The sequence below is a fragment of the Aliarcobacter sp. genome (assembly GCF_041672065.1).
Taxonomy (GTDB): domain Bacteria; phylum Campylobacterota; class Campylobacteria; order Campylobacterales; family Arcobacteraceae; genus Aliarcobacter; species Aliarcobacter skirrowii.
The window spans coordinates 21,319-32,759 of sequence record NZ_JBAZAH010000016.1; the positions used below are offsets into that span (position 1 = coordinate 21,319).

Here is an 11,441-nt window from a genome sequence, read left to right on the forward strand (position 1 = left end):
CTAATTTATTGAAAAGCTTCCCAAACACTCTCTTGGTTATATTTTGCTCTATTTTTTAAAACCTCAAAAGGCATATACTCCTTTTTATATCCCATTGAAAAATGATCTTTAATCCAATATCCTAAATAAATATATGGTATTTTTAACTCTTTTGCAATTTGTATTTGAAATAAAATTGAGAATTTTCCAATAGATAAATCACTATAATCGTGATCATAAAAACAGTAAATTGAAGATATAGATTTTGGTAAAATATCAACTAATGCAACACCAATTAATTTATTATCTTTAAAATATAAAAACTCTCTAGCATACTCTTTTTCACCCTCTACATAAGATTTTATATAGTCATCTAAATCTATTGGGTTGTATGGCCAATTTTTTTTGTGATTCATAAATTGATGATATTTGTTATAAAGCTCTAAATGTTCAATTGTAACACTTGGATTTCGTATTGAGATTTTTGTATCTCTGTTTTTAGCTAAGACTCTTTTTTGAGATTTTGAAAATTTAAAGTTTGCTACATCTATTCTAATTGATACACATTTTGTGCAAGATCTGCACTCAGGAACAAAATGAACCTTACCAAATCTTCTCCAGCCTCTTTCTAGCTTATTTTGGTAGTTTTCACTACTGCAACTATTTAAAAATTGGTATCTAATATCTGATGATTCATTGTCAAAATAGGAACACTCTCTATTCTCTTCAAAAAACTCAAAATCTTGGTTAAAAAACTGCATCTATTCGTTTATTTTCTCTTTTATCTCTTTTGCCAAAGAAGATATTTTTTTGATTTTTTCACTGCTATTTAAACTATCATCAAGCAGATGTTGAACAAAAGCACTTCCAACTATAACTCCATCAACATCTTTTGATTTTTCTTTACAAGTTTTTTCATTTATTCCAAAACCAATATATAAAGGAGTTTGTGAATACTTTCTTACATTTTTTATAAGTTGTGATAAATCCTCATCTCTTCCACTTCCTGTAATTCCAGCATAAGCAACCATATAGATAAATTTAGAAGAGTTTTCTACAAGTAGTTTAATTCTATCTTCAGGTGTTGTTGGAGCTACAAATGCTATATTTGTTTTATTATATTTTTTGAAAAGCTCTTCATGTTTTTTACCCATCTCATAAGGTAAATCTGGAATTACCATTCCCAATACACTATATTCAACTGCTTTTTTTAAGAAGTTTTCCAAGCCATAGTGATAAAATGGATTCATATATCCCATCCATAAAGTGTCAATATCTTTTGCAATTTTTGATGAAACTTCAAAAAGATCATTTAGTTTAAAACCATTTTTTAAAGCCAATAAATTAGCTTTTTCAATAATTGGTCCTTCTGCAACTGGATCTGAAAATGGAACACCAAGCTCTAAAATATCAACTCCACTATCTTTTAAACTATATGCCAAATCAACTGTAAAATTGTTGTTTGGTAAAGAAGTAGTAATATATCCAACTAATTTTTTCAACTCTTATCCTAAAAATAAATTTTTTGATTTTATCTAAAACCGAATTAAAATCTATTTTTAGTTATAATCAAATCTATTTTAATTTAGGATTTTATTATGAGTATAATTAAACAAAATTTTGAAAAAATGAATATAACGAAGATTATAAATGCAAAAAATAGATTTAAACTAACTGTAATTACAGCATATGATGCTTTGTTTGCAAAGCTATTTTCACAAAGTGCTGATATTATACTTGTAGGAGATAGTTTGAATATGAGTTTTGCTGGTAAAGATGATACTTTAAGTGCAACGCTAGATCAGATGATTTATCACACAAATGCTGTTTGCAATGGTGCAAAAGATAGTTTTGTTGTTATGGATATGCCTTTTGGAACATATATTAATAAAGATGAAGCTTTAAAAAACTGTGTAAAAGTTTATAAAAAAACAGCTGCAAGTGCTGTAAAAATTGAGGGTGGTGAAGATAGAGCTGATATTGTAAAACATCTTACATCAAACTCAATTGCTGTTATGGGTCATATTGGTCTTATGCCTCAATATGTAAGAAGTGTTGGTGGATATAAGGTTAGAGGTAAAACAAAAATTGATGAAGAGCAGTTAATTCGTGATGCAATCGCAATAGAGAAAGCTGGAGCATTTTGTATTGTAATAGAGGGTGTTATGAGCGATGTTGCACAAAAAATTACACAAGCTGTTTCAATTCCAACAATTGGAATAGGAGCTGGTAAAGAGTGTGATGGTCAAGTTTTAGTTTGGTCTGATATGTTAGGATTTTTTGAAGATTTTAAACCAAAATTTGTAAGACACTATTTAAATGGAGCTAAACTTGTAAAAGATGCTGTAAATAGTTACAGAGATGATGTTCAAACACAAAATTTTCCATCAAAAGAGGAAGAGTATTAAAATGAATTTTAAAAGCGGAGCTTTATAGTGCAAAGATTAGTTGAGGTTGAATCAGTATCTTTTGAAGAAGAGACAAATGAGCAGAGTTTAAGACCCTCTTCTTGGGATGATTATATAGGTCAAGAGAAGATTAAAAAAAATCTTAGAGTCTTTATAGATGCTTCTAAAAAAAGAGCAGAAGCGCTTGATCATATTTTATTTTATGGACCTCCAGGACTTGGAAAAACAACTCTATCTTATCTTATATCAAATGAGATGAGTACAAATATAAAAGTAACAGCTGGTCCTATGATAGAAAAGAGTGGTGATTTAGCAGCAATTTTAACAAACCTTGAAGAGGGGGATATTCTATTTATTGATGAGATTCATCGTTTAAGTCCTGCTGTTGAAGAGATTTTATATCCAGCTATGGAGGATTATAGACTTGATATTATAATTGGTTCAGGACCTGCTGCTCAAACTGTAAAGATAGATTTACCAAGATTTACACTAATTGGAGCAACAACAAGAGCTGGAATGCTTTCAAATCCTCTTAGAGAGAGATTTGGAATGCATTTTAGAATGCAATTTTATACAGATGAAGAGTTAGCAAAAATTATTCAAAAAGCTTCTGTAAAGTTAGGTATATTTTGTGAAGATGAATCAGCTTTAGAGATTTCAAAAAGAAGTAGAGGAACACCAAGAGTTGCATTAAGACTACTTAGAAGAGTTAGAGATTTTTCTCAAGTTGCTAATGATAAAACCATAAAACTAGATAGATGCAAATATGCACTTGATGAGCTAGGGGTTAATGAAAATGGTTTTGATGAGATGGATATAAATCTACTTGAACTTCTTATTTCAAATAGAGGAAGACCTATGGGATTGGGAACTATGGCAGCAGCTTTAAGTGAAGATGAGGGGACAATTGAAGATGCGATTGAGCCATATTTACTAGCAAACGGATATATAGAAAGAACAGCACGTGGAAGAGTTGCTAGTGTTAAAACTTATGAGATGTTTAGATTAACTCCACCAGATGGTAATAAATTAGATGATAGTTTTCAAGGAAAACTTTTTTGAAACCAGTATATTTTTTAATAACAATTTCTATAGTTTTGCTATTTTTTCTTGTAGAGTTATTTAATCCATTTTTAAAATCTATTTTTGTAGCAACACTTCTTACAATTGCTACAAACTCTATGCATCAAAAAATAGAAAGAAGCATTAAAAATAGGGTATTATCAACTTCAATAATAACTTTTGCAATGGCTTCACTATTTTTTATTCCAATTTTGTATTGCATTATCTCTTTTGCTACATATTTTAATCAAGTAAATCAAGTGACTTTAGTAAATAATTTAAATGAGATAAAAATATCTTTTTTTAGTTTATTAAAAGAGTTTAGCTTTTTAAATGATTTTATAGAGAGTATTACTTCCAAGTTAGATATTGGGAAATTAGTGCAACAACTTGTATCTTTAAGTGCATATTTAGGTAAAAATAGTGCAAAATTTATGGCTGATATGTTTTTAATCTTAATATTTTTATTCTTCTTTACACTATATTCAAAACAAATTTCACAATATTTAAAAAATATTATTCCAATAAATAATGAAGATGCAACAATTTTATTTAATGAATCTTCAAGCGTTATGAGCGTAGTTTTTTACTCAATTTTAGTAACAGCAATATTTCAAGGATTTTTATTTGGAATATTCTTAACAATATTTGGATACGACGGTTTATTATTTGGTGTTTTATATGGTTTTGCCTCACTGATTCCCGTTATTGGTGGAGTTATTATGTGGCTTCCAGTTTCAATATATGAAGCAAGTACAGGAACTTTATCAAATGCAATATTTATTGCTATTTATTCAATAGTTGTAATATCAATTATTGCAGATACATTTATAAAACCAATAATAATAAACTATATAAATAAAAAAGTTATAAAAAATAGAACAAATATTAGTTCACTTTTGATATTTTTCTCAATAATTGCAGGATTATCTACTTTTGGATTTTGGGGTATGATAATTGGACCTGCTATGGTTAGTCTTTTTATATCTGTAATGGAGCTATTAAGAAAGTATAGTGATATTTTTAAGTAAATATCACTACTCTCCTCTTAAAACTTCTCCTTGCCAAGTCATAATTCCATAATCTAAGTTTATAACTTTTTTAAATCCCATATTTAGCATAACTCTTTGACAATAAGCACTTCTGCTACCACTATGACAATACAAGATTATAGTTCTATCTTTTTTATCATTTAGTGGCTCAAGAGAGTTATAAAATGAAGTTGTTGGAACTAAATAATCAGTTCCCTCAATTCTAGCATTTACCCACTCCATCCACTCTCTTGTATCAACAAGTAAAAAATCAACCATTCCTAGCTCTCTAGCTTCAAGTAGTGCTTCAAGTTCAATTGAACTAATATCTTCTTTGTTTAATAAATCTTCACACTCATTTTTTGTAAGACCTCTGCTATGAGTTACTATAGCCTCTTTTGTATCAATTCCTATAAGTAATTCATCTGCTTTATCTTTTGTACAAAAGATTCCACAGTGACAGTTTCCTTTTGTTGGAATCTCTTTTGTAAGAGCTGGAACACAAGGACAAACTCTATTTTTTTCAGTTTCACTCTCTTTTATTACCATAAAACATGGGCAATATTTTTTCCCATAAATTAGTTGATTTCTTGTAAGTCCCATCTCAATAGATTCAACAACTTCAAAATCTGGATTAAATACTAAATTATGTTTTTCTAATACATCTTTTGTAAATTTTTTTGTATTTTCTAACTCATTTTTAAACTCTATTGAATTAATATCAATCTTTGCTATCATAAAAAATTCCTATATATTTAAATAAGATAAAATTATATTAGTAGTTTTAGTAGAGTTGGCTTAAAAAATATATTAAGCCAACTATTAAATTGGATAAATTAAGAGTTAGATTCCATTTGAGCTTTTTGTAAAGCTAGCATTTGAGCTTTTACTCTCATCATATCTTCTGTAGGATATTGATTTTCAACATTTCCTCTTGAAACTTTTACATAAAAATCTTCAGAGCTAGTATTAAATCCAAAATTTGTATTTGACATCACAACTTCATATCTGCTTTGAGTTGCACTATCATTTTTTATAGATTCTGCTTTTACATCATCTTTTGCATTTTCAATACTCTTTTTTTGAATTTGTTGTAGCTCTTTTTGTTCATCAGTCTTTGCTGAGTTAGAAGTAGATTTTACTTGTTGTAGCTCAATAGTAGCATTCTCTTTATACTGATCAATATTTGGTCTAATTCCAAGTTCCATACAATGCTCCTTTTCTTAAAATTTTCTTATTATACAACAAATTTTAAATTTTTTGTATATTTTTGGTTATAATCTAGTAATTTTTTTTAGGAAATATTTAATGAATAGCACTTTTGATTATGAAAAATTAAAACTTTTTTATATAGGTAAAGAAAAAGTTGAAGATAGTTTTGTTCCTCTTGTTTATCAAAACAAGGATTTATTAACTCATGCTGCAATAATAGGAATGACAGGAAGCGGAAAAACAGGGCTTGGAATAACACTTTTAGAAGAGGCAGCAATTGATCAAATCCCATCAATAATAATTGATCCAAAAGGGGATATGACAAATTTATTATTAAATTTTCCTAATCTAAATCCAAGTGATTTTGAACCTTGGCTTGATAGTAGTGAGATTTCAAATAGTGGATTAAGCAAAGAGGATTTCGCAAAAAAAGTTTCAACTAACTATAAAGATGGTATTACAAGAGATTTTCAAGATTTTAGTAGAGTAAAAAAACTAAAAGATAGTGCTGATTTTACAATCTATACACCAGCTAGTAGTGCAGGTGTTCAAGTATCAATATTATCATCATTTAAAGCCCCAAGTGTTGAAGTAATAGAAGATAATGAGCTATTCTCTACAATTATAAACTCAACAGTTCACTCAATTTTATCTTTGATTGAAAATAGCAGTGATGAGACATCAAAAGAGTCAATTCTTTTAGCCTCTATTTTTACAAACTATTTTAAAGAACAAAAAGATTTAACTCTTGAGGAGCTTATTACTTTAATTGTAACTCCACCATTTTCAAAAATTGGAGTTTTTGATTTAGAGACATTTTTTTCAAAAAGTGATAGATTAAATTTTGCATTAAAACTTAATAATATCATTGCAAGCCCATCTTTTAGTAGTTGGCTAGAGGGTGAAACACTTGATATTTCAAAACTTTTGTACAATGAAGATGGAAAACCAAAGGTAAATATATTTTCAATTGCACATCTAAATGATTCTCAAAGAATGTTTTTTGTAACAATACTTTTAAATCAAATTGTAACTTGGATGAGAAGACAAGAGGGAACTACATCTTTAAAAGCACTGTTGTATATGGATGAGATATTTGGGTATTTTCCAACACAGGCAAATCCTCCTTCAAAACAACCAATGCTTACACTTTTAAAACAAGCAAGAAGTTTTGGAATAGGCGTTGTTTTATCTACACAAAATCCTGTTGATATTGATTATACAGGTTTAAGTAATATTGGAACATGGTTTATAGGAAGATTGCAAACAAAGCAGGATATAAATAGAGTAATTGATGGACTAAGTAGTTCATCATCAAGTGAAACTTTTGATAAAAATGATTTAATTTCAAAATTAACTTCACTACCAAAAAGAAATTTTATTTTAAAAAATATAAATGAAAAAAATTTAAAAGTTTTTGAGACAAGATGGGCACTATCTTATCTAAAAGGGCCACTCTCTAAAGATGCTATATCACAACTTATGAGTCATAAAAAGCAAAAAAATTATAAAAAAGAGGAAAATAGTTTAAATGAAAATAATTTTGTTGATATTTCTAAAGGTAAAGCAAAGCAAGTTATTACAAGTGGATTAAAAGAGAGTTATCTTTATAAATCACAAAATAGTGCTTACTATATGCAAGGGTATCTTCTTTTGTCTTGTAATATTCACTATAATTTAGCTTCAAAAAATATTGATTTAAAAGAGAATTTAAACTATAGATTATATTTAGATAAAAATGATAAAGAGCCAAATTTTGATGAACTTGAAGTTATAACTATAAAAGATTTTGAGCAAAAAGAGAAACAAAATAGTTTTTATTATGAACTTCCATCATATGTTTTAAATGAGTCAAAAATTAAACTTTTACAGAAGAGTTTTAATGATTTTGTATATAGAAATTCAAAACTAACTTTATACAAAAATGATGATTTAAAGCTCTTTTCAAAACAAAATGAGAGCTTGGAAGATTTTAAAATTAGGTTGCAAGATAGATTAAATGAGAATATAGATTTTGAAATAGAGAAGTTAAAAAGTAGATTAGAAAAAGAGAATAATCAAATTTTAGAAAAGATTAATAGACTTAATTTGAAACTTCAAAAAGAGAAAAAAGATTTAACAAATGCTTCAGCAAATAGCTTTATATCAATTGCAAATACAATTTTAACAGCTTTTTTTGGAAAAAGTAATTCAAAAATTAGTGCAACAAAAATAAGTAGTAGTGCAAGAACTACTTCAAAAGTCTTAAAAGAGAGAGATGATATAAAACTTATAGAAGATGAGATTAATACTCTTAAAAATCTTCAAATAGACCTTCAAAATAGGCTTCAAGACGAGATGGGAAATATTAATAAAGTAAACGATATTTCAAATTTTATAATAGATGAGTTTGATATTAAACTAAAAAGAGCTGATATTTACGATATAAAATTAGAGCTTTTATGGATTGAGCAGTAATTGTGTTGTTTTAAGCAAAGTTTAATTTGGAAATGCTTATAATTCCACTCCTTTTTGATAGAAATGTTTCAAAAAGTGCGGGAGTAGCTCAGTTGGCTAGAGCTTCTGCCTTCCAAGCAGACTGTCGCGAGTTCGAGTCTCGTCTCCCGCTCCACTTAACTTTATTAAGTTAAATTTCTTTTATTTATCGCGGAATAGAGCAGCTAGGTAGCTCGTCGGGCTCATAACCCGAAGGTCACAGGTTCAAATCCTGTTTCCGCAACCAATTTTGTGTCAAGGTAGCTCAGCTGGTTAGAGCGCTGGTCTCATAAGCCGGAGGTCGAGGGTTCGAGTCCCTCTCTTGACACCATTTATTTATGGATGCTGGTGTAGCTCAGTTGGCTAGAGCAGCTGATTTGTAATCAGCAGGTCGGGGGTTCGACTCCCTTCACCAGCTCCACTTTTAATAACCTTTTTTTGGGGTATCGCCAAGCGGTAAGGCAACGGTTTTTGGTACCGTCATTCGAAGGTTCGAATCCTTCTACCCCATCCACTTACAATCTTTACAATAAAAATTTCTTTTGTTACAATTTAAAGCCTTGTAAAATTTCTTTTGTTATCTTCGTGTTATATTGAAATAATACAATTCAAAATCAAATTAGGAGGAAGTTATGAGAAAAATAGTAGTATTAGCAACGGTATGTAGTCTATTTGCAACAAGTGCATTTGCATTTGATCCAAAAGAGCTTGCAAAAAGAAACAGTATGGGATATAAATATGAGGGTGAAAAACTTGAGTATAAAATTCCAGATGAAAGCACAATCCCAAATAATCAAATGGGAGATATGATTAGATATGGTAAAGAGCTTATCGTTCATACTTATAAGTATATTGGACCAGAGGTTGATGATAAAAAAATGAGATACTCTGGAAATAATTTTTCATGTCAAACTTGTCACTTAGATGCTGGAACAAAGGCTTTTTCTGCACCATTTATAGGAACAAGTGCAGCTTTCCCTCAGTATAGACCAAGAGAGGATACAATTGGAACTTTAGCTGAAAGAATAAATGGTTGTATGCAAAGAAGTATGAATGGTAAACCACTTCCTGTTGAGAGTAAAGAGATGAAGGCTATGGAAGCTTATACATTTTGGTTAAGTCAAGGAGTTCCTATTGGGGCTTCTAATAAGCTTGAGGGAAGAGGACTACATAAAATTGATAGAAAAATGATTAAAAAACAAGCAGCTGATCCTGTTAAAGGTAAAGTTGTTTATACACAACACTGTGCTTCTTGTCATGGAGAAGATGGTCTTGGTGTTAAAAATGAAGGTAAGGCAAATGGTTATATGTTCCCACCACTTTGGGGACCAGATAGCTACAATAAAGGTGCTGGAATGTACAGAACTTTAAAAGCAGCTGATTTTATTAGAAGTAATATGCCATTAGGTGCTACAAAAGAGCATCCAATTTTAACAGATGAAGAGGCTTATAATGTTGCAGCTTACATGAATTTAGATACTCATGAAAGACCTGAAAAACCAAATAGAGATAAAGATTTCCCATCAGCAGCTGTAAAAGCACCTGATGCTTATATTGAAGGTAAAGACCCAATTGAAAGAAAATTCGGACCTTATGGAAATATCATTAAATAGCAAAAAGGAGTATCTTAAATGATACTTCCTTTTATAAAAACTTACAAAAAGATAGTTATACTTTTTATTATTTTGGTTGTTTTATTTATATACTTTTTAAATAAATACAATAATATTTTAGATAAAAAAAATCTTGACATATTTGTATCAAATCAAATCCAAATTATTGAAAATGAGTTAGAAAATCAAAAAAATCAAGCTTTGTCTTTAGCTTTAATGTTTTCACGAAATCAAGAGATTGTTAAAAATTTAGAAAATAAAAATAGTATAGAGTTAAAAAAAGAGCTTTTAAAACTTTTAAATATTATAAAAACATATACGAAAAATAGCATAGATGTTCAAATTCATACAAAAGATTTAGAGGTATTTACAAGAAGTTGGGAAGATAAAGATTTTGGATTAAAACTTGATAGTTTTAGAGAGGGTCTTGTAAAGGTTAAAAACCAAAAGGAACCTTATGTTTCAAGTGAATTAGGAAAACGATTTAACATAAAAGCGATTGTACCAATTTATAATGATAAAAATATATTTATAGGTTCTCTTGAAGTAATAGTTGATTTTAAATCTCTTGTAAATAGGCTTAAAACTTTAGGGATAGACTCTGTAGTTATGCTAGAGAAAGATTATTTAAAAATTGCAACTTATCACCAAAATAATCAAAAGTTTAAAGATTATGCTATTTTGGAGAGTAGTTTTACAAAAGGATTATTAGATATTTTAGAAAAAAATCCACAATTTTTAAAAAAAGATAAGTTTTATTATCAACTAGATGATAGGATTTTTACTCAAATTCCTTTAGGAGAGTTTGAAAATAAAAGTGTTGGAGTTTTGTTTATTAGTTTTGATAAAAATATAAACAACTTTAGATATTTACCAAAATATGATTACTTTATAGATGTTGAAATAAAAGATGAAAAAAATGATAATAAAGATATTTTAAAAAAAGAGATAATAATTAGATGATAAAAATATTGTTGCTAGAAGATGACTATTTATATAAAATTTCAATTAAGGAGTTTTTAGAAGAGCTTGATTTTGTAGTTGATGATTTTGATAATGGAGAGGATGCTTTAAACTCAATTTTTGAAAAAAGGTATGATTTATTGTTACTTGATATAAGAGTTCCAAAGATGGATGGATTTGAGCTTGTAAAGCATGTAAGAGAAGCCTCTATTGATACTCCAATTATAATTTTAACTTCACTTACAGATATAAAAGATTTAAGCCGTGGATACACTCTTGGTTGCAATGATTATATTAGAAAACCTTTTGATATGATTGAGCTAAAATTTAGAATAGAGGCACTTATAAAAAATCATTTTAATTCAAGTGATGATTGTATTGAGCTTGAGTTAGGATTTAAATACAACATACAAAAATCTCTTCTTTATAGAGATGAAGAGGTGGTTGATTTATCAGCAAAAGAGCTTGAACTTCTATCTTTTTTGGTACAAAATAGAGGTTTTTTTGTATCTATTGAGTCTTTACATGAAAATGTTTGGGAAAATAAAGATATATCTTATGCAGATATTAGAATGTGTATAAAAAGAGTTAGAGAAAAAACAGACAAAGATTTTATTAAAACAAAGAGATTTTTAGGTTATAAAATTGATAAATAGTAAATCAGAACTAAAATATATTGTAATTCAAGTAACAATTAC

Annotated in this window: 11 protein-coding genes and 5 tRNA genes; 12 read left to right on the forward strand and 4 right to left on the reverse strand. The window is 28.5% G+C overall.

The genetic code is table 11. The features are described 5' to 3' along the window. Positions 1-5: 5 nt before the first annotated feature. A complete protein-coding gene (locus tag WC168_RS04110) occupies positions 6-740 on the reverse strand; it encodes an arginyltransferase (RefSeq protein WP_066349987.1) in 735 nt (244 codons plus the stop codon). Next, positions 741-1,481, reverse strand: a complete 741-nt coding sequence (gene trpA, locus WC168_RS04115) for a tryptophan synthase subunit alpha (protein WP_066158990.1) — start codon at positions 1,479-1,481, stop codon at positions 741-743. A 96-nt stretch (positions 1,482-1,577) separates the two neighbouring features. Between trpA and panB the strand changes: the two genes are divergently transcribed. The 3 genes from panB to WC168_RS04130 are packed head-to-tail and all read left to right on the forward strand — an operon-like array spanning position 1,578 to position 4,480. Continuing rightward, positions 1,578-2,387: a 3-methyl-2-oxobutanoate hydroxymethyltransferase gene (gene panB / locus WC168_RS04120; protein WP_066354810.1), complete on the forward strand. Its 810-nt coding sequence runs from the start codon at positions 1,578-1,580 to the stop codon at positions 2,385-2,387. Between the two features lie 27 nt (positions 2,388-2,414). Continuing rightward, entirely contained in the window at positions 2,415-3,449 is a 1,035-nt protein-coding gene (ruvB, locus tag WC168_RS04125) for a Holliday junction branch migration DNA helicase RuvB (protein WP_066354816.1), read from the forward strand. Beyond that, positions 3,446-4,480 (forward strand): AI-2E family transporter, encoded by a 1,035-nt coding sequence (locus tag WC168_RS04130; RefSeq protein ID WP_372617699.1) that lies wholly within the window; start codon positions 3,446-3,448, stop codon positions 4,478-4,480. The genes ruvB and WC168_RS04130 overlap by 4 nt, the downstream gene beginning before the upstream one ends. Before the next feature lie 6 nt (positions 4,481-4,486). On the opposite strand, the gene WC168_RS04135 is transcribed toward WC168_RS04130, so the two are convergent. Both WC168_RS04135 and WC168_RS04140 read right to left on the reverse strand, forming a co-directional pair. After that, positions 4,487-5,218 carry a ferredoxin-thioredoxin reductase catalytic domain-containing protein gene (locus WC168_RS04135; RefSeq protein WP_066407420.1) on the reverse strand — a complete coding sequence of 244 codons (732 nt, stop codon included), beginning with the start codon at positions 5,216-5,218 and terminating at the stop codon, positions 4,487-4,489. 98 nt (positions 5,219-5,316) lie between these two features. Continuing rightward, complete coding sequence (locus tag WC168_RS04140) at positions 5,317-5,688, reverse strand: hypothetical protein (RefSeq protein ID WP_066407418.1); 372 nt, start codon at positions 5,686-5,688, stop codon at positions 5,317-5,319. A 100-nt stretch (positions 5,689-5,788) separates the two neighbouring features. On the opposite strand from WC168_RS04140, the gene WC168_RS04145 reads away from it, so the two are divergent. From WC168_RS04145 to WC168_RS04185, 9 genes are all read left to right on the forward strand, one after another. Then, positions 5,789-8,149, forward strand: a complete 2,361-nt coding sequence (locus tag WC168_RS04145) for an ATP-binding protein (protein WP_372617702.1) — start codon at positions 5,789-5,791, stop codon at positions 8,147-8,149. A gap of 77 nt (positions 8,150-8,226) precedes the next feature. Next, a tRNA-Gly gene (locus WC168_RS04150) sits at positions 8,227-8,303 on the forward strand. A gap of 34 nt (positions 8,304-8,337) precedes the next feature. Continuing rightward, a tRNA-Met gene (locus WC168_RS04155) sits at positions 8,338-8,414 on the forward strand. A 7-nt stretch (positions 8,415-8,421) separates the two neighbouring features. Beyond that, positions 8,422-8,498 (forward strand) — tRNA-Met (locus WC168_RS04160). Positions 8,499-8,511: 13 nt separating this feature from the next. Beyond that, positions 8,512-8,588 (forward strand) — tRNA-Thr (locus WC168_RS04165). 18 nt (positions 8,589-8,606) lie between these two features. Continuing rightward, positions 8,607-8,681 (forward strand) — tRNA-Gln (locus WC168_RS04170). Between the two features lie 118 nt (positions 8,682-8,799). Further along, on the forward strand, positions 8,800-9,780 hold the full coding sequence (locus WC168_RS04175) for a c-type cytochrome (protein ID WP_066174095.1): 981 nt from the start codon (positions 8,800-8,802) through the stop codon (positions 9,778-9,780). 18 nt (positions 9,781-9,798) lie between these two features. Further along, on the forward strand, positions 9,799-10,743 hold the full coding sequence (locus WC168_RS04180; protein ID WP_372617705.1) for a cache domain-containing protein: 945 nt from the start codon (positions 9,799-9,801) through the stop codon (positions 10,741-10,743). Next, a complete protein-coding gene (locus WC168_RS04185; protein WP_066159377.1) occupies positions 10,740-11,399 on the forward strand; it encodes a response regulator transcription factor in 660 nt (219 codons plus the stop codon). Before WC168_RS04180 ends, WC168_RS04185 begins: the two co-directional genes overlap by 4 nt. The last annotated feature ends 42 nt before the right edge of the window (positions 11,400-11,441 follow it).

Bases quoted from the DNA above. Each gene is read 5' to 3' on its own strand.
- WC168_RS04180 (WP_372617705.1), top strand. From the start codon at position 9,799: ATGATACTTCCTTTTATAAAAACTTACAAAAAGATAGTTATACTTTTT.
- WC168_RS04110 (WP_066349987.1), bottom strand. From the start codon at position 740: ATGCAGTTTTTTAACCAAGATTTTGAGTTTTTTGAAGAGAATAGAGAG.
- WC168_RS04145 (WP_372617702.1), top strand. From the start codon at position 5,789: ATGAATAGCACTTTTGATTATGAAAAATTAAAACTTTTTTATATAGGT.
- panB (WP_066354810.1), top strand. From the start codon at position 1,578: ATGAGTATAATTAAACAAAATTTTGAAAAAATGAATATAACGAAGATT.
- WC168_RS04175 (WP_066174095.1), top strand. From the start codon at position 8,800: ATGAGAAAAATAGTAGTATTAGCAACGGTATGTAGTCTATTTGCAACA.
- WC168_RS04135 (WP_066407420.1), bottom strand. From the start codon at position 5,218: ATGATAGCAAAGATTGATATTAATTCAATAGAGTTTAAAAATGAGTTA.
- WC168_RS04185 (WP_066159377.1), top strand. From the start codon at position 10,740: ATGATAAAAATATTGTTGCTAGAAGATGACTATTTATATAAAATTTCA.
- WC168_RS04140 (WP_066407418.1), bottom strand. From the start codon at position 5,688: ATGGAACTTGGAATTAGACCAAATATTGATCAGTATAAAGAGAATGCT.